The sequence below is a fragment of the Embleya sp. AB8 genome (assembly GCF_049739465.1).
Taxonomy (GTDB): domain Bacteria; phylum Actinomycetota; class Actinomycetes; order Streptomycetales; family Streptomycetaceae; genus Embleya.
Genome location: NZ_JBMHHY010000028.1, coordinates 97,033 through 113,042 on the forward strand (window position 1 = coordinate 97,033; position 16,010 = coordinate 113,042).

Annotated in this window: 18 protein-coding genes; 8 read left to right on the top strand and 10 right to left on the bottom strand. The window is 71.4% G+C overall.

The features are described 5' to 3' along the window. Nucleotides 1-69: 69 nt before the first annotated feature. Nucleotides 70-672, bottom strand: a complete 603-nt coding sequence (locus tag ABIA38_RS34745) for a TetR/AcrR family transcriptional regulator (protein ID WP_424642917.1) — start codon at nt 670-672, stop codon at nt 70-72. Nucleotides 673-1,817: 1,145 nt separating this feature from the next. Between ABIA38_RS34745 and ABIA38_RS34750 the strand changes: the two genes are divergently transcribed. Then, nucleotides 1,818-2,654, top strand: a complete 837-nt coding sequence (locus ABIA38_RS34750; protein WP_424642918.1) for an ABC transporter ATP-binding protein — start codon at nt 1,818-1,820, stop codon at nt 2,652-2,654. Between the two features lie 179 nt (nt 2,655-2,833). Here the strand turns inward: ABIA38_RS34750 and ABIA38_RS34755 are convergent, their stop codons facing one another. Further along, nucleotides 2,834-3,184 (bottom strand): nucleotide pyrophosphohydrolase, encoded by a 351-nt coding sequence (locus ABIA38_RS34755; RefSeq protein ID WP_424642919.1) that lies wholly within the window; start codon nt 3,182-3,184, stop codon nt 2,834-2,836. 135 nt (nt 3,185-3,319) lie between these two features. Here ABIA38_RS34755 and ABIA38_RS34760 point away from each other — a divergent pair, with 135 nt between their 5' ends. Beyond that, entirely contained in the window at nt 3,320-4,111 is a 792-nt protein-coding gene (locus ABIA38_RS34760) for an exodeoxyribonuclease III (protein ID WP_424642920.1), read from the top strand. 104 nt (nt 4,112-4,215) lie between these two features. On the opposite strand, the gene ABIA38_RS34765 is transcribed toward ABIA38_RS34760, so the two are convergent. After that, on the bottom strand, nt 4,216-5,373 hold the full coding sequence (locus ABIA38_RS34765; RefSeq protein ID WP_424642969.1) for a DUF5925 domain-containing protein: 1,158 nt from the start codon (nt 5,371-5,373) through the stop codon (nt 4,216-4,218). Between the two features lie 112 nt (nt 5,374-5,485). Beyond that, nucleotides 5,486-5,857 carry a GntR family transcriptional regulator gene (locus ABIA38_RS34770; RefSeq protein WP_424642921.1) on the bottom strand — a complete coding sequence of 124 codons (372 nt, stop codon included), beginning with the start codon at nt 5,855-5,857 and terminating at the stop codon, nt 5,486-5,488. Between the two features lie 261 nt (nt 5,858-6,118). Here ABIA38_RS34770 and ABIA38_RS34775 point away from each other — a divergent pair, with 261 nt between their 5' ends. From ABIA38_RS34775 to ABIA38_RS34790, 4 genes are all read left to right on the top strand, one after another. Further along, entirely contained in the window at nt 6,119-6,805 is a 687-nt protein-coding gene (locus tag ABIA38_RS34775; RefSeq protein WP_424642922.1) for a Crp/Fnr family transcriptional regulator, read from the top strand. Nucleotides 6,806-6,924: 119 nt separating this feature from the next. Further along, nucleotides 6,925-7,791, top strand: coding sequence for a hypothetical protein (locus ABIA38_RS34780; protein WP_424642923.1), 867 nt, complete (start codon nt 6,925-6,927; stop codon nt 7,789-7,791). Between the two features lies 1 nt (nt 7,792). Then, nucleotides 7,793-9,874, top strand: a complete 2,082-nt coding sequence (locus ABIA38_RS34785) for a hypothetical protein (RefSeq protein ID WP_424642924.1) — start codon at nt 7,793-7,795, stop codon at nt 9,872-9,874. Next, nucleotides 9,871-10,785 (top strand): hypothetical protein, encoded by a 915-nt coding sequence (locus ABIA38_RS34790; protein WP_424642925.1) that lies wholly within the window; start codon nt 9,871-9,873, stop codon nt 10,783-10,785. Before ABIA38_RS34785 ends, ABIA38_RS34790 begins: the two co-directional genes overlap by 4 nt. Before the next feature lie 150 nt (nt 10,786-10,935). Here the strand turns inward: ABIA38_RS34790 and rpmG are convergent, their stop codons facing one another. Continuing rightward, on the bottom strand, nt 10,936-11,100 hold the full coding sequence (gene rpmG, locus ABIA38_RS34795) for a 50S ribosomal protein L33 (RefSeq protein WP_078977190.1): 165 nt from the start codon (nt 11,098-11,100) through the stop codon (nt 10,936-10,938). Nucleotides 11,101-11,421: 321 nt separating this feature from the next. On the opposite strand from rpmG, the gene ABIA38_RS34800 reads away from it, so the two are divergent. Continuing rightward, entirely contained in the window at nt 11,422-12,159 is a 738-nt protein-coding gene (locus ABIA38_RS34800) for a Mut7-C RNAse domain-containing protein (RefSeq protein WP_424642926.1), read from the top strand. Between the two features lie 589 nt (nt 12,160-12,748). On the opposite strand, the gene ABIA38_RS34805 is transcribed toward ABIA38_RS34800, so the two are convergent. Then, nucleotides 12,749-13,714: a pirin family protein gene (locus ABIA38_RS34805; protein WP_424642927.1), complete on the bottom strand. Its 966-nt coding sequence runs from the start codon at nt 13,712-13,714 to the stop codon at nt 12,749-12,751. 144 nt (nt 13,715-13,858) lie between these two features. Here ABIA38_RS34805 and ABIA38_RS34810 point away from each other — a divergent pair, with 144 nt between their 5' ends. Next, nucleotides 13,859-14,149, top strand: coding sequence for a hypothetical protein (locus tag ABIA38_RS34810; protein ID WP_424642928.1), 291 nt, complete (start codon nt 13,859-13,861; stop codon nt 14,147-14,149). On the opposite strand, the gene ABIA38_RS34815 is transcribed toward ABIA38_RS34810, so the two are convergent. The 4 genes from ABIA38_RS34815 to ABIA38_RS34830 all read right to left on the bottom strand — a co-directional run bounded on the left by ABIA38_RS34815 (nt 14,146) and on the right by ABIA38_RS34830 (nt 15,808). Further along, complete coding sequence (locus ABIA38_RS34815) at nt 14,146-14,451, bottom strand: hypothetical protein (RefSeq protein WP_424642929.1); 306 nt, start codon at nt 14,449-14,451, stop codon at nt 14,146-14,148. The genes ABIA38_RS34810 and ABIA38_RS34815 overlap by 4 nt on opposite strands. A 201-nt stretch (nt 14,452-14,652) precedes the next feature. Then, entirely contained in the window at nt 14,653-14,916 is a 264-nt protein-coding gene (locus ABIA38_RS34820; RefSeq protein ID WP_424642970.1) for a YunG family protein, read from the bottom strand. Continuing rightward, nucleotides 14,903-15,151, bottom strand: coding sequence for a DUF6247 family protein (locus ABIA38_RS34825; protein WP_424642930.1), 249 nt, complete (start codon nt 15,149-15,151; stop codon nt 14,903-14,905). Before ABIA38_RS34825 ends, ABIA38_RS34820 begins: the two co-directional genes overlap by 14 nt. Nucleotides 15,152-15,256: 105 nt before the next feature. Further along, nucleotides 15,257-15,808 carry a GNAT family N-acetyltransferase gene (locus ABIA38_RS34830; RefSeq protein WP_424642931.1) on the bottom strand — a complete coding sequence of 184 codons (552 nt, stop codon included), beginning with the start codon at nt 15,806-15,808 and terminating at the stop codon, nt 15,257-15,259. Between the last annotated feature and the right edge of the window lie 202 nt (nt 15,809-16,010).

A 16,010-nucleotide genomic window follows, 5' to 3' on the forward strand; every position in this document is an offset into this window, starting at 1 on the left:
CCTTTCGCGAACGCTCGACACCCCCCACCGGCGCCGGCGCAGGCGCGGCTCGACGACCGCGACGCCTCGTCACGTGCGTGGGGTGACCCCTTCGAGCACCAGCGCCATGAATTGGGCTTCCAGTTCGGGCACGGTGCGGTCGGTGGTGGACTTCCAACCGGCGGTCAGCCACAGCGGATAGGCGAGATAGCGGTAGACCAGGTCCGGATCCAGATCGGCCCGGAACTCACCGGACTCGATGCCCTCCCGAAGGGTGTTCAGCCACAGATCGCGGACCCGCATCCCGTCCACGCCCAGATGCGCGAAGCGCGGCAGGCCGGCCAGGTAGGCGTAGTCCCGGACGTAGATCGTGGCCGCGTCGGGGTGGTGCTCGATGGTCCGGAACGCGGCGTGCACGAGTCCGCGCAGCCGGTCGCTCGACGTCCGCGCGTCGGCGAACGCCTCGTCGTACCAGGTCGCCAGGTCGCGCATCGCGGAGCTGAGGATCTCGTCGAGCAGATCCTCCTTGGAACCGAACCAGTGGTAGATGCTGCCCGCGAGAATCCCCGACGCGTCGGCTATCTCACGGACCGTGGACGCGACGACGCCCTTGCGGGCGAACAGCGCGGCGGCCTCGGACAGGATCACCTCCCGGCGCGGAAGTGCCTCGGGTTCCGTCTTCCTGCGTGCCATGAGCGCCCGTTCTCGGTCCGGCGGGTGACTGCTGCCGCGTTCTGCCAGGTGCTGTGCAGCCTAACCGCAGGTGGAGCGGTTGCCGTTGATCAGTGGGGGATGCCTTCAGGGAGATCCGAACTACCTATCTAACATTTGTTAGATTGTGCTGAACTTCTATCCCGGTTCCCGTCGTGCTGTCAAGGCCCTTGCGAGGTACGGGTGTTGCGGTCTAGCTTGTGCCGCATCCGGGAGTCCGTGGGGGATGGCCGGGCGGGGAGACGACGCGAAAGGCGTTGGCTCCCATGGCTCGTTGGACGGCACGGCAGGCAGTACGACAGGCAGCACCACAGGCGGCGCACCGCGCCGGACCCGATGCGGAACAGGGCTCGGGGCAGGACGCGGGACACGGCGCGGATCCGACTCGCGACGCGGATGTGTCGCGGCGAGCGCTGCGCACCCGTCGGGCACCGGGGGAAAGCCGGTTATCGGCAGGCGACTTCCCGCGGTTCGTGAGCATGGGAACGGCTCGGTTCGCGCGCATCGCCACGGCGACCGCCGCGGGCGGTGTCCCCGGCGGCGTCGACGCCTGCGCCGGATCGGCGCCCGCGAAGGGCGCGTCCTGATCATGGCCGGCTTCGTGATGCCGCCCGCCGTCGGCGGCGCGGTGGTGCGCCGCTTCGGGTCGGATCCCGAACAACTCCCCGGTGCCGTCCTCAGGTCGACCGTGCCTGCGGGCGCGCGGCCGGATGGCGCCGTCGTGGGGCACGAGTTGCTCGAAACCACCACAAAAATCGTGTCGTGGCCGGGAGGTGACGCCGGGTCAGGAGGGGAGTCGGCGTCCGACCGAGGCGCGGGGGCCGCCTCGGATACATCCGGTTCGCGGCCGGACGGGGCGGGGGAGCCCTGTTCGACCGCCGATCCGGCTTCCGGTTCGGCCCCCGATACGGGCGGCGCGCGGATGGGGGGTGACGCCGGGTCAGGTACGGCGTTCGCTTCCGCGCGCCGCCCGGGGGAAGGGTCCGGGGCCGAGGCGCGGCAGTTCGCGCGCCTCGGCTCGGGCCCGAGCCTGCCTCGGCGACGGCTCGGCACGCGGCGAGGTCGCGGCGCCGACCGGCCGGCGGGCGCCCGGGTAAGGCAGCGGCATCCGGCGAGGGAGGACGAACATGCCTGATCCGATACGCCTGTTCGTCGCCGGCCCGGAGCCGGTGCCGGCCACCGGGTCCGACCAGGTGCGGCAACCGGTGTTGCGGGCCCGGGACATCCGGGTCGACTTCGCCGGCGAGCCGGTCGTGGACGGGGTGTCCATGCGCATCGATCGTGGTGAGGCGGTCGGGGTGATCGGCCCCCGGGGCAGCGGCAAGACCACGCTGCTCAACGCGATCACCGGGGTGGTCCCGGCCACCGGCGACCTGTTCGTGGACGGCCTGCCGGTACGCCTGGGCAGCCCCGAACGTTCGCGCCGCTCCGGCCTGGTCCGGATGTTCCAGACCCCGCAGCCGGTCCGCGCGTTGTCCAGCGCGGACAACATCCTGCTGGCCAACTCCGACCACCGGCACCGGGACCTGCTCGCCGCGTGGTTGTTGCGCCCGTTGTTGACGCGCGTCCAACAGGAGCGGCAGACCGACACACCGACGGCCGCGGCGCGGGCCGGCTCGGGTCGGCCGGCCGGGCCCGGGACGGATGTGCTGACCTACGGCGAACGCCGGCTCCTGGACATCGCGCGCGGGATCGCGGCGGTGCCCCGGGTGCTGCTCCTGGACGAGCCGAGCGCGGGGCTGAGCTCGCGCGAGACCGACGCCCTGCTGCTGCTCCTGCGCGGCGTGGCGGCGGAGGGCGTGGGGCTGCTCGTGGTGGACCACAAGATCGACTTCATCGACGCACTGTGCGATCGGGTCACCGTCCTGGAAACCGGCCGCGTGGTTGCGGAGGGCACGCCGGCCGAGGTGTGGCGGGATCGTCGCGTCATGGACGCCTACCTGGGGGCCGCGCACGACGCCTGACGGCGATCGGGGCGGCGGCACCGGGGGTGGGCGGGGCGAGGCGGCCGGACGCGTTCGGGGGCGCCCGGCGGGGGCCGTCGGCAGGCGCCGACGGCCCCGCCTCGCCCGTATGTTCGACCGGGTCGTGACCACCTCGCCCGTACGTACGTACGCCCGACCGTCGTCCCCCGTCCGTACCGCTACAACCCCGGCGCGCCCGGCGGGTACTTGATCGCGTTCTTGACCATCTTGTCGCGCAGCGCCTGGGCCGGGTCGATGCCGAGTTTGTCGGCCAGCCCGAGCAGATAGGCCAGCACGTCCGCGATCTCCTCCCGGACGTGTTCGCCCCGCTCCGGGTCCGACATCACGTCGGCCGCCTGCTCGGGGGTGAGCCACTGGAAGATCTCCACCAGTTCCGCGGCCTCCACGCTCAGCGCCATCACCAGGTTCTTCGGCGTGTGGAAGGGCTGCCAGTGCCGCTCGGCGGAGAACGTGTTGAGCGCGGCGGTCAGTTCGGCGAGTTCGGAGCCGGCCGGGGGAGTGGTGTCCATAGCCCCTATGCCTACCGCATCCGACGCGCGCCGACGTCCCCGGCCGTGTCACCCCGGCGAGGGACAATGGCGCGAGGTCTCGTCCGGTCGGTCCGGGCGGGGCCCGATCGCCGTCGTCCGCCCTGGAAGGTTCGCATGAGGGTCGCCACCTGGAACATCAACTCGATCGGGGCTCGGCTGCCCAAGCTCGTGGAGTGGCTGGAGCGGGCCGCGCCCGACGTGGTGTGCCTGCAGGAGCTCAAGTCCACCCCGGAGGCATACCCGGCCAAGGAGTTGCAGGAGGTCGGCTACGAGTCCGCGGTGCACGCCGGCGGGCGCTGGAACGGCGTCGCGGTGTTGTCCAGGGTCGGCCTGGCCGATGTCACCCTCGGTCTGGAGCAGGGGCCGGGCTTCCCCGAGCCCGACAGTCCGCACGAGGCCCGGTCGATCTCGGCGACCTGCGGCGGCGTCCGGGTCCGGTCGGTATACGTGCCCAACGGCCGCGAGGTGGACAACCCGCACTACGCGTACAAGCTGGAGTGGCTCAAGGCGCTGCGCGACGCGATCTCCGCCGACGCGGCCGGCCCGCTGCCGTTCGCCGTCCTCGGTGACTTCAACGTCGCGCCCACCGATCAGGATGTCTGGGACATCTCGCTGTTCGGCGAGAACTCGACGCACGTGACGCAGGCGGAGCGGGACGCGCTCACCGCGCTCGAAGGCATCGGCCTGCACGAGGTGCTGCCTCGACCGCTCAAGTACGACGTCCCGTTCACCTACTGGGACTACCGCGAGCTGGGCTTCCCGAAGAACAAGGGCATGCGGATCGACCTGGTCTACGGCAACGCGCCGTTCACCGCCGCGGTCACCGACGCCTACGTGGACCGCGAGGCCCGCAAGGGCAAGGGCACCAGCGACCACGCGCCGGTCGTGGTGGACCTCGACGTATAGGACATATAAGACGTATAAGACGGTAAGGGTGGTGGTCGGTCCGTCCCGGAGCCGGGGGTCACCCACCCGGCCCGGGACGGACCGACCGCACACCCGCGCGGCGGCTACAGGTACAACCCCTCGCCGCCGTGCGCAGGCCGCTCGACCTCGACCGGCGCCGCGCCGTTGCGCAGCGCGTACAACTCGGCGAGCGTCGCATGCGTCCCGATGCCCTCGGCCGTGCCCAGCCAGTCGCGCGCCTCGCTGAAGTCCAGCGGGCCGACGTCGATCTGCGCCAGGCAGCGCCCCGGCCGGACCACCGCCGGATGCAGCCGGCCGAGATTCTCGTTGGTGGTGATCGCGACCATCACGTTGCGCCCCTGGCCGAGCAGCCCGTCGGTCAGATTGAGCAACCGGGACAGTGCCTGACCGGCCGAGCGTTTGGCCTCGCCCCGGATCAACTCGTCACAGTCCTCCAGAACGAGCAGCCGCCACCGCTGCTTCTTGGACTTGTCGTGCGACTCCTCGTCCTCGTCGCCGCGCCCGATCGCCACGTCCATCAGATAGCCGGTGTCGCCGAACAGCGCCTCGGGGTCGAGTACGCAGTCCATCCGGCACCAGTCCTGCCAGGACCGGGCCAGCGCGCGCAACGCCGTGGTCTTGCCGGTGCCGGGCGGGCCGTGCAGCAGGATCAGCCGCCCGGACACGTCGTCGGGCGTCACCTTCATCAGCCGGTCGAACGCGCCGGCGGTGGGCGCGGTGTAGTTGCGCCGGATGTCCTCCCACGGCGCGGCGGTGATCGCCCGGGTGGTGCGGTACGGGCCGCGCCGGGCGGAGAAGTACCAAAAGCCCATCGCGACGGCCTCGTCCTTGGGCGGCGGATCGGCCGCGGCGCCCTTGACCGCCCGCTTCAACACCGCGCGGCCGACCTTCTCGTCCACGGCGGTCACGGTCACTTCGCCACCGCCGCTGCGCCAGCGCACCGAGCGCAGCGTCCAGCCGTCGCCGACGGCGAGTTGGGAGGAGCGGTCGTCCTCCTCCACGGCGCGGACCACCTTGGCCCCGCGCGGCACGAGTCGGGCGCCGGGTTTGACCCGGTCCAGGCGAGTGGTCCGAGCCCACGGCTGGGCGCCGGTCAGGAAGGCGGCGAGGGCGAGCCCGTCCACGGCGTCGTACGGGGTGTCCGCGTCGTCGAGTCCGAACACGAAGGGCAGCAGCGTTGAGGGGTCGTCACCGGCTGAACTCGGCGCCCCATCCGGTGGTCGGGGCGTCTGGCGAGGCATCGACATGATTTCGATGATCCGGTGCCCCGGCCCGTCCGTACAGAGGTTTTCACCGAACGGTTTCCGGACGGTATGGGCTCCGACGGGTCGCGACCGGCTCTGGCGCGCCGGCCTATGTGCCCCCGTAGGCCGCGCCGATCGCGTCCAGCGCGGTCGCCGTCGCCTCCTCCCGGGTCAGGCCCAGTCGGTGTGCGCGCCGCGCGTATTCGATTGCGGCCTCGCTCGCCGCCCGATGCGCGGTGTCCCCGACGGTGGCGACGAAGCTCCCCGAGCGCCCGCGCGTCTCGATCACCCCGTCCGACTCCAACTCGCGATAGGCCCGCGCCACCGTGTTCGGCGCGAGCCCGAGCTCACCGGCAAGGCCGCGCACGGTCGGCAATCGAGTCCCGGCCGGCAACACCCCGGCCCGCGCCTGCTCGGCGACCTGAACCCGAATCTGCTCGAACGGCGCTACGGGGGAGGCCGGATCGATGGTGATGACCATGCCGGGAAGCCTAGTGGCGCGGTACTGGTGTCCCGCGCTGGTTGCGATCGGTCACGGCGCCGGTGTCGGTGCCGCCCGGTAGCCCGCGGGGCGGAACTGCTCCCGTGCGACGACGGTCGCGCCTTCGCGCGGCGATCCTGCTCCCGCTCGGGAATCCCGAGCAGGCATCCCGAGCGGGAATCCCGAGCAGGATCCGGGAATCACCGGACGGCCCGCACCCGGTCCGGCAGGGTGGGACGACGGCGGTGAAGGGGGCTTGGCGTGGGGACCAACACGTACGACGAGCGGTTGGGCGCCGCCGAGGTGGCCGAGTGGCAGCGCATCGGCCGGGTCCGGCGGTACGCCGACGGCGACCGGCTGCTGAGCGAGGGCGAACCCGCGCGCGAGGCCCTGCTGTTGGCGGCCGGCCGGGTCAAGGTGGTCAGTTCCTCGGCGGACGGGCAGGACGTCGTGCTCGCGTACCGCCGACCCGGCGAGGTGTTCGGCGAGATCGCCGCGCTGGACGGGGGACCACACTCGGCGACGGTGTACGCGATCGGTGACGTGCTCGCCTGGTCGCTGACCGCCGATCAGTTCCTGCACTTCCTGGAGCGGCAGCCCAGGGTGGCGATCACGCTGTTGCTGGTGATGAGCCGACGCCTGCGCCAGGCGGACGGCCAGCGGCTGAACTACCGTGCCAGGAGCGTGCTCGAACGGATGGCCGAGCGACTGCTCTCGCTCGCCGAGCAGTGCGGCGAGGACGCCGGCGGCGGTCGCCGTCGGGTGGCGATCCGGGTGACCATGCCCGAACTCGGCGCCTCGGTCGCGGCCGGCCGTGAGTCGGCGGTCAAGGCCTTCGCCCGGCTGCGCGAGATGGGGGCGATCTCGGTCGACCCCGGTCGCCGATTCGTCATCGAGGATCCCGAACTACTGGCCTCGGTCGCGGCGGGCCGGGCCCGCGAATCCTGACCGGCGGGCATCCCGGAATTTGCCCGGGGGGTAAAAGTACGCGGCGGCGCGCGCCCGGCTGCGGCACGGTGGACCCCGTCGAACCCAGCGTGGTCACACGCTCACCGAAGGGGGATTTTGTGTCCGACATGCCGTCGATCCGGGCGTTGTTCGCCGTGGACGCCGAGAAGTTCACGCACAACCGGGACGTGTTGTTGCCGAAGGTCCGCGAGGCGATCACGTCCGTGGTTCCCGAGGCCTTCGCCCGGGCGGGTCTGGACTGGGACAAGCAGGTGGCCCACGTCGACGACACCGGCGACGGGCTGATCCTGACCATGACCGACGACCGTACGCATCAACTCGTCGACGCCGTCTACTGGCTCGATCGCCGACTGCGCACCCGAGCCCGGCTGCACGAGGGCCCGGCGCTGCGGATGCGCGCGGCGGTACACATGGGCCCGATCCATGTGTCCGACGGTTCGGGAACGGCCAAGAACGAACTGTGTCGGCTGCTCGACGACGCACACGTGCGGGCCGCGCTGCGGGCCACCAAGGGCCATGTCGCCGCGATCGTCTCGGACAGCGTGTACCGCACCGCCGTCCTCGGCGGATACACCGACGCGGTCGAGCCGGGCTGGTTCCGCCGGGTCGAGTCGCACGTCAAGGACACCCGGCAGATCGCGTGGGTACACGCGCCCGCCAACGACCTGCCGGAGCGGCTCGATCCGGAGCCGGGCCCGGCGGATCCGGTGGTGTCGCCCGGTCGGCCCGCCCGACCGGCGGCGTCCGCGTCGGCTGTGCCGACCGTGCCGACCGAGCCGCCCGGGTCTCGGTCGGGCCCCGGCGCCGGCGGACAGCGGATCCACATCGGCGGCGGCGCCATGCACGGGAACAACGTGGTGGGCAGCACCAACCACGGGGACATGAACTACGGCACCGCCGGCCGGGTCGAGCGCCAAGACCCCGACGACGAACCGTACTTCGGCACCTCGACCCGAGGTGTGTGAGATGGCCGAGTCCGACGGGCGACCGCTCGACCCGGTCGCCGGCGCCCCGGTCGAGCGTGTCGAGGAGGTCCGGGCCGCCGAAGCGAGCAGCCACGAGGATGAGCCGGGCGAAGAGGCCTGGCCGGAGGAGGAGTTCGGGCTCCTCGAATCGGCCACCACCGTGGTCGTCAACTTCAACGGGACGACCGGCAACCACGTCTTCGGCTCGCGCATGTTCGGTGACCTGACCGCCACGGCACCCCAGGGCGCGCCGAGCCGGCCGCGGCAGGCGCGCGAGGGCCCGATCTGGAAGGAGGAGAACGATCTCGTCGATCGCACCTTCGTGCCGCCGAAGGGATACCTGCGCGCTCGCGGCATGATGTCCCGCCGGCTGCTCCTGCTGACCGGCGAGGCGGAGTCCGGAAAGCGCACGATGGCCCTGCATCTGATGCAGGATCAGTACGTCGACAACGTGATCGCGCTGGACCCCGAAGCCGACCTGATGACCCGTCGGATCCAGCGCGGGCGGGGCTACGTGGTCGATTCGGCCGCAGCCGACATGCTCGCCGGCTACACCCGCCACGACCTGGAACTGTTGCGCCGACGCCTGGTCGAACGCGGCAGCGTGCTGGTGGTCACGGCGGTCGCCACCGCGTCGTTGCTCGCGGTCTGGGCGCCCTGGCATGTGCCGTGCGAACGCCCCGACCCGCTCCAGGTGTTGCACAGCCACCTCGCCCACCACCTGGGCCCGGACTGGGAGCGTCGGCACCTGGACCTGGTGGACGAGGACATCGCCGAACTGGTTCGCGCGGACGGCGGCCGACCCGATCGGGCCGCGACCATCGCCGGTGACCTGGCCGATCTGGCCGACGGCCGGTTCACCAGGATCGAGGTGCTGAACGCGCTGCGCGATCGTGACCATGCCGCCGTGGACGGCTGGTTGCGGGCCAACTCCGGGCGCGCGGACTGGGCGTTGATGATCGCCGCGGCGGTGTTCGAGGGCCAGGACTACGGCATCGTCACCGAGCGGGCGGCGGCGCTGCGCGAAACGCTGACCGCGCATCTGCCGACCGCGGCCGGCGAACCGGCGGACGGCTGGCCGCCGCAGGCCCGAGCCGCCCGGCTCGACCTGATCAACGCAACCGCGGTGGCCGCCGACGCGACCCGGGGCGGTGCCCGCTACCGGCTCGACGTGGTCGGTTTCAACCGGCCGCACTGGGCGGCGTCGGTACGGGCGCACGTCTGGGACGTATACCCGGACCTGCGCGACCCGCTGGTGGACTGGCTGGCCGCGACTCCGCGACAACCGCTGGACGTGTACCGGGTGGCGGCCCGGGCGGTGGGCGACTTCATCGCCACCGGCCGCGGACATCGGCCGCTGGGCCCGGTGCACCGCTGGGCCCGGGACGACGGAGCCAAGCAGGCGATGGCCGTACTCGCCCTGAAGGCGGCGGCCCAGGACGCGGTCGTGGCGACCCAGGTACGGCACCTGTTGGAGACGTGGAGCCAGGACACCACCCGTTCGGGGCTGCGCCTGCTGGCCGCCCGCGCGTACCCGGGGCTGGCGTCGGTCTATCCCGAGCGGACCCTGACCAATCTGCTTCGGCTGGCTCGCACGGGCGATCGTGCCGTGGCGCACGCGGCCCGGACCGGGATCGCCGCGCTGTGTCGGGACGGCATGCGGGCGGATTCGGTCCTGGAACGGGTGGAGGAGTGGGAAGAGGCCGCCGCAGCCGCCGAGTTGGCCGCGCACCTGGTCCGCGAGGACGGCTCCGGCGAGTTGGTGGCGAGCGACCGGTTCCGAGCCGTGGTGCGGCTCGCGGTGCCGGACCGGGAGGGATACGCCGTGGTGGTCCGGCTGTTCACCTGGTTGCTCGGCACCACCGGCGGCGACCCGACGCGCGCCTCGGCGCTGCGCGAGACCTTCGCGCTGCTGTTTCGTCCCGGGCGCGGATATGGACTCGAACGACTCGCATACGACCTGACCCGGCTGGCCTACGAGGGACTGCCGAACGGCGAAGTGATCGACATCGGCGTGCTCGAACCCGCCATCAACGCGTTCGAGGACCCGGTGGCCCGATCGAACGGGGGAGCAAGTAGATGACCGACGACCGAAGTTCCCTGGTCCGGCCCGCCACGGGGGCGCGCAGCCTGACCTATCTGCGCCACCGCCTGGGCCTGCGCACCGAGCAGGTGCTGGTGGCGCCGTCGAGCGCGCAGCCGGTGCCCACCTTCGCGGAGGTGCGTCGGGCGCCCGAACTGTGGTGGGTCGCGGCGCACGAGTACGCCGACGTGCGCGAGTTCGAACTGCGAATCGGGCCGGACGGGGACCGGCCCTGCCGAGTCGAGGTACAGCTGCGCTGGTGGGTGCACGATCCGCGGACGGTCGCGCTGCGCCGCCCGGTGGACGCCGTGTCCTTCGTCTGCCGAGACGTGGAGAACCGGATCCGCAAGGCGATCGCCCTGCTGCCGGGCGCCGACGAGGGGCGGCTCCAGGACGAACTCGACGTCGTGCTGGCCCATCCGGTGGCGCTCGCGGAATACGGGCTCAGCTATCGACCGGTCGGCGCATTCCTGCGCGCCGAGGAGATTCCGCACGCGGTCCGCGAGATGTTGGACCAGGCGCGCTGGGCGGTGCCCCTGGAAAAGGAGCAACAGCGGCTCACCCGAGTGCGGTTGGACTTTCACCGGGAATTGATCCGGGAGGGCCCGGAGACGTTGGTCGCGTACTGGCTGACCCGGTTTCCCGATCAGATCAAGGCGGTGGTGGATCACCTGGACAACCACGGGTCGGCGGCGGGCACGAATCCCACCCTGAGTACGGAGCTGCTCGCGCTGCTCGGCGACGCCGACGATTTCGAGCGCAACCAGCTGCGAAAGTCGATCGTGGCCGGATTGGCCGCCTCCGGGCCGCGCGGAGTGGACGTGCTGCGCTCCCTCGGCCTGTGGGACGACCTGGTGGAGCGCGACCCGGAGGCGACGGGGGAGGCGGGGGAGGCGGGGCCGCTCGGGTAGTCGGTGGGCACCGAATAGTCGGTGGAGCGTGGAGCAGGGAATAGTCGGTGGAGCAGGGAATAGTCGGTGGAGCAGGGAATAAAGAAGCCGCGCACCCGCACTTACCGCCGGGTGCGCGGCCTTCTCGCTTCCTTATGGGGCGCGGCGTGCTTATCGCTCCTCGCGGAACAGCACGTGCTTTCCGGCGGCCGGGTCGTACTTCCGCAGGGTCATCCGGTCCGGGTCGTTGCGCCGGTTCTTTCGGGTCACGTAGGTGAATCCGGTCCCGGCGGTGGACCGAAGCTTCACGATGGGACGAAGCTCGCTGCGAGCCATGGATGCCTCCCGGAGTTTCGAAGTCTGTCCCGATGGCTGCTTCAAGGCGCCGGGACCCTCGGTTATTCCGTAGCACTTTCCCGGGCGGCCCAACTCGGGTGACTTCGATATTCCCTCGGTCGTTGGCGGCTGCCGACAGCTGTCCCCGTCGGCGCTGCCGGCCGGTCCGGGGTGGACGCGCTGCCGGTCGCGGGCGACCCGGACACCTCGGACGCGCGGACGCGCGGGCGGCGTGCAAGTTGGTCGAGCCGCGCGGGCGGGGTAGTCGGTCCGCCCGGAAACCCCGGGCACGACGGGGGTTCGCGATGGGATGCTGATCGGGTGAATCGATCGGATGTGCTGCTTCAGATCCCCGCCGAGTTGCAACAGTTCCTCCCGCCGAAGTTGCGCGGGTTGCCGGTGACGGTCCCCGCCGACGGGGATTCGACGATCGGACACCTGGTGGAATCCGCCGGCCCGCCGCTGCCCGAGGTCGGCGCACTGCTCGTGAACGGCCAGGAGGTCGGGCCGGGGCATCGACCGGTGGGCGGTGACGTGGTGGACGTATTGCCGATCGCCCGTCCGCAGGCCGTGCCGGGATTCGCCGACGCGGCGCCGCGCTTTCTGCTGGATGTACATCTGGGCGCACTGGCCCGGCGGATGCGCCTGGTCGGGATCGACACGGCGTATCACAACGACTGCGACGACCCGACGCTGGTGATCCAGGCCAACGCCGAACAGCGCGTGCTGCTCACCCAGGACCGGGGCCTGCTCCGCCGCAAGAACCTGTGGTTCGGCGCGTACGTGTACGGAATCCGCGCCGACGCCCAACTCGACGACCTGCTCCGCCGCTTCGCGCTGCCGCTGGCCCCTTGGACCCGCTGTACGGCCTGCAACGGCGTGCTGCGCGCCGCGACGAGGGAGGAGGTCGAGCCCGACCTGGAGCCCGGCACCCTGGACCGCGTGGACACCTTCGCCCGCTGCGAATCCTGCAACCGCGTCTACTGGCACGGCGCCCACGGCGGCCACCTGAACGAAATCGTGGAATCCGCACAGCGCACGGTGGCAAGCCTGCGATGAGGCGAAGGCAAGTCCTGACTCCGGCCGGCCCGGGGGCGGGGGCGGCCTGCCGCGTCGGCGATGAGCATGTCCGGCAAACCCAGCCCGTCCGGCGTTTGAGGGCAGCTGGGCCGGAGGCCGGTCGGCCTCGGCGGTGGGTGCTTGGGGGGTGGTCCGGCCCGAGGTGGGTCCATCTCCAGCCCGTCCGGCGTTTGAGGACACCGGGCCGGAGGCCGGCCGCCTCGCAGGACGGGCGCGTCGGCGATGGGCGTGTACGGCAACGGTCAGCCCGTCCGGCGTTTGAGGACAGCTGGGCCGGAGGCCGGTCGGCCTCAGGGGTGGGTGCTTGGGGGATGGTCCGGCCCGAGGCGGCCCCATCTCCAGCCCGTCCGGCGTTTGAGGACACCGGGCCGGAGGCCGGCCGCCTCGCAGGACGGGCGCGTCGGCGATGGGCGTGCGCGGCACCGGTCAGCCCGTCCGGCGCTTCAGGACAACCGGGCCGGAGGCCGGCCACCCCGCAAGGGCCCCCGCACCGGTCAGCCCGCCCGGCGCTTGAGGGCAAAAGCCGAGCCGACCCCGGCCCCACCCCGCCCCCAAGGCCAAGCCCGAATCAGCGAACGCGCCCGCGAGGACGCAACGGCACCGAAGGCAACGTGGGCGCCCCCATCCGGCCCCCCGCATAGCCCGACACCGTCCCGAAGTCCGACCCGTCCTCCCACGCCGCCCGCGCCGCCACGATCTCCTCACCCGTACGCGCCACGAAGTTCCACCACATCACGATCTCCTCCGCGAACGGCTCCCCGCCCAGCAACAGCAGATCCGCCCCGTTCACCGACCGAAGAGCCAACTCCGCACGCCCACACCCCAGATACAGCAACCCACCAGGGGTGAGCGGCACCCCGTCCACCGTCGCCTCGCCCGACATCGACATCACCGCGTACTCGAAGTCCGGCTCCAACGGCGGCCGGACATCCGTACCCGCCGCCAACGTCAGATCCGCCCCGACCAGCGGGCTGTACGTAGTCCCCGGAGACGTAGACCCATCCAACGTCCCCATGATCACCGTGGCCGCCAACCCGCCCCCCGCAACCACCGGAAGCTCCGCATGATGCTCGAAGTGCGGCTCCACCCGCCGATGCGCGTCCGGCAACGCGACCCACAACTGCGCACCGTGCAGCAGCCGAGCGTGCTCACGCGGCGACTCCTCCGAGTGCGAGATCGCCCGCCCCGACGTCATCAGCCCCAACTCGCCGGGCCGTACCGTCGCCAAACTCCCCAGACTGTCCCGATGCAACACGCTGCCCTCACGCAGCCAACTCACCGTCTGCAGCCCCAGATGCGGATGCGGCGGTACCTGCATGCCCGGCTCGTCCGCGATGTCGTCCGGCCCGTAGTGGTCCACGAAGCACCACGCGCCGATCATCCGCCGCCCCAGGCTCGGCAACAGCCGCCGAACCATCGTGCTCTCGCCCAATCGCACGTCACGCGCCTGCAGCAACTCGTGGACGGGCACACCGGGTACATCGGCCCGGCCGCCGCACGTGGTCAGGGTCGGTTGGGTATCGAGGTTGCTCATGCACCCAACGGTACGCGGACCACCCCATCCCCTCACGGACCGACCGCGCCCGGTGCCCGTGCCTCACCTGGGCTCGACACGAAACGGACGTCCCGCGAGTCCCTCCGGCGACCCCCGCCGCGCCCCGGAAGGACGAAGACCCACGTGCGACTCGACTACCTCACCCACGTCACCGGCCCCGGCGACGCCCGCACGGCATACCGCGAAGCCACCGAACTCGCGACAGCAGCCGAGGAGTTCGGCTACGACTCGTGCCAGCTCGCCCAACACCATCTGGGCGCCCAGGGCGCATTGGCCCAGGCATCCGGCGGCTACCCGGTCGACTTCACGCCGACCGACTACCTGGCACTCGGCAACATGCACACGGGCGCCCACACAGCGCTGCGCCAAATCGCCCAGCAAGTCCGCCCCTTGCTGACCACCCACCACCCCTAAACCAACCCAAGCCCGGGAACCTGAAGCGCCAGCCCCAAAGCCATCACCGGCAGCCCGACCACAAACCGCCGCCGCCGAAGGCAGGCCGCCAACACGAACCCAACAAGCGTCACCACAAAGCTGAGCCCAAAGACCCCGAGCATCCACTGAAACTCACCCTGATACCGGGCCCTACACGCGGCGGCATCACAGACCCCCGACCCATCGGCGACCCCGTAGAGCGCCAACAGATCCGCCATAGCCATCACCACGAACACCCCGAGCATCGCAACCCCGGCCAGCGCAGCCAAAAGCCCGTACATCCCACCGCGCGGCATAGCACCCCTAGTCCTCATACCGAGAACGCTATGAACCAGGCCCGTCCCAGAGCATCCGCACACATACTCAACCGGGCACCCGAGTAGCGCCCCGCACATCGCCGCCGACCACCCGAATCCGCCCAAATCTCGCCGAGGCGCCGGCGAACGAGGCAAGCGACGAGAGGGCCTCGGGACCCCGGCTGCTCAGACGGCCGGCTCCGGCAGCCGGCCGAGGCGTTCGATGACCCGCTTACGCAGAAGCAGGTAGTCGTCCCAGCGGCGGGGCAGGGGGCCCGGCGGGCGTTCGACGACGCGCGACGCGGTGAGGATCTGGCCCCGCCGGAACTGTCCACGCGTCAGTTCGAGTTCGCCACCACTGCGCGGCCGGTTCCACCAGTGGAAGCCATGCTGCTCCCCGTCGGGCCCGCGTCGATCCGGCAGGGCAGGTGGTCTCCTACGTCCCGGGATGGTCCTGGGAGCGGTGCCGGGCGAGCGTGCCCTGCCAGGGAGGGAGCAGGTCGGCGAGCGGTCGCAGGTCGCCGTCGGCGTTCGCCTCGGCGAGCGCGGCCTGGTACTCCTCCTCGAAGTCCATCCGCAGGTCGTCGGGCAACTCGGCACGCAACTCGGCCAGCGTCGCGTGCCAGGGCCCGCCGAAGCCGATCGAGTGCCGGGGCAGGCGGGGGTCGGCGATCTGTTCGTCCATAACGACAGCGTGACACCGCCACGCCGAAGCTCGACGGCCGACCCGCTCGAGTGGACCGCGCGACCCGGAAGCTCCTTTGGCCGCCTTCGGCGTCGGTAGGCATGACTACGACGGAAACCCGGTCGGGCGCTTCCATTCGTGGTCGAGGAGCCCGTACACGATGGAGTCCCGCCAGGCGCCTCGGACGTGGACGTGTTCGCGGATGGTGCCTTCGCGGGTGAATCCGGCGCGTTCCATGGTTCGTCCCGAGACCTCGTTCAGCGGGGCGCGAGCGCCCCAGATCCGGTGGAGATCGAGCCGCCGGAACGCGAGAGCCGCGAGGAGGTGCACGGTCTCGACGCCGTACCCGTGTCCCCATGTGTCCGCGCGGAGGGCGAATCCGATGGTTGCCCCGCGCGGGCTGTGCGGATCCAGGGCGAGCCGGGCGAACCCGATGAGGTCCCCGTCCAGCGCGACGGCGGTCGCGTACTCGATGCGCGGGTCGACCCGTGCCGATGCGATCGAGCGCTCGACGATGGCTTCGACCTGCTCGCGAGTGCGCGGCTCGAACGAGAGGTGACGAGTGGCCTCTTCGTCGCCGTAGATCGCGAGGACCGCGTCGATGTCGTCGGGGTGGAGTTCGCGCAGGGCCAGGCGGACGCCGGTGATATCAACCATGCTTGGCGACTCTATGCCGCTCACCACAGGATCGCAGCGGTGCGTGCTGGCGAGCGCGTAGTCCTCGATCTCCCCCCGGAGTTGCGCGGCGATCGGCGATCGGCGTTGGTCGCTGTCCAGGAGCGCGGCGTGGACGCGGCGCGTGGACGCGACGATCCCGAACTTCCGGCGTTCGGTGCGGAGGTCGCATACGGGCCGTCAG

Coding starts and splice junctions, on each gene's coding strand:
- ABIA38_RS34745 (WP_424642917.1), bottom strand. CDS start 672: ATGGCACGCAGGAAGACGGAACCCGAGGCACTTCCGCGCCGGGAGGTG.
- ABIA38_RS34750 (WP_424642918.1), top strand. CDS start 1,818: ATGCCTGATCCGATACGCCTGTTCGTCGCCGGCCCGGAGCCGGTGCCG.
- ABIA38_RS34755 (WP_424642919.1), bottom strand. CDS start 3,184: ATGGACACCACTCCCCCGGCCGGCTCCGAACTCGCCGAACTGACCGCC.
- ABIA38_RS34760 (WP_424642920.1), top strand. CDS start 3,320: ATGAGGGTCGCCACCTGGAACATCAACTCGATCGGGGCTCGGCTGCCC.
- ABIA38_RS34765 (WP_424642969.1), bottom strand. CDS start 5,373: ATGCCTCGCCAGACGCCCCGACCACCGGATGGGGCGCCGAGTTCAGCC.
- ABIA38_RS34770 (WP_424642921.1), bottom strand. CDS start 5,857: ATGGTCATCACCATCGATCCGGCCTCCCCCGTAGCGCCGTTCGAGCAG.
- ABIA38_RS34785 (WP_424642924.1), top strand. CDS start 7,793: ATGGCCGAGTCCGACGGGCGACCGCTCGACCCGGTCGCCGGCGCCCCG.
- ABIA38_RS34790 (WP_424642925.1), top strand. CDS start 9,871: ATGACCGACGACCGAAGTTCCCTGGTCCGGCCCGCCACGGGGGCGCGC.
- rpmG (WP_078977190.1), bottom strand. CDS start 11,100: ATGGCTCGCAGCGAGCTTCGTCCCATCGTGAAGCTTCGGTCCACCGCC.
- ABIA38_RS34805 (WP_424642927.1), bottom strand. CDS start 13,714: ATGAGCAACCTCGATACCCAACCGACCCTGACCACGTGCGGCGGCCGG.
- ABIA38_RS34815 (WP_424642929.1), bottom strand. CDS start 14,451: ATGTACGGGCTTTTGGCTGCGCTGGCCGGGGTTGCGATGCTCGGGGTG.
- ABIA38_RS34825 (WP_424642930.1), bottom strand. CDS start 15,151: ATGGACGAACAGATCGCCGACCCCCGCCTGCCCCGGCACTCGATCGGC.
- ABIA38_RS34830 (WP_424642931.1), bottom strand. CDS start 15,808: ATGGTTGATATCACCGGCGTCCGCCTGGCCCTGCGCGAACTCCACCCC.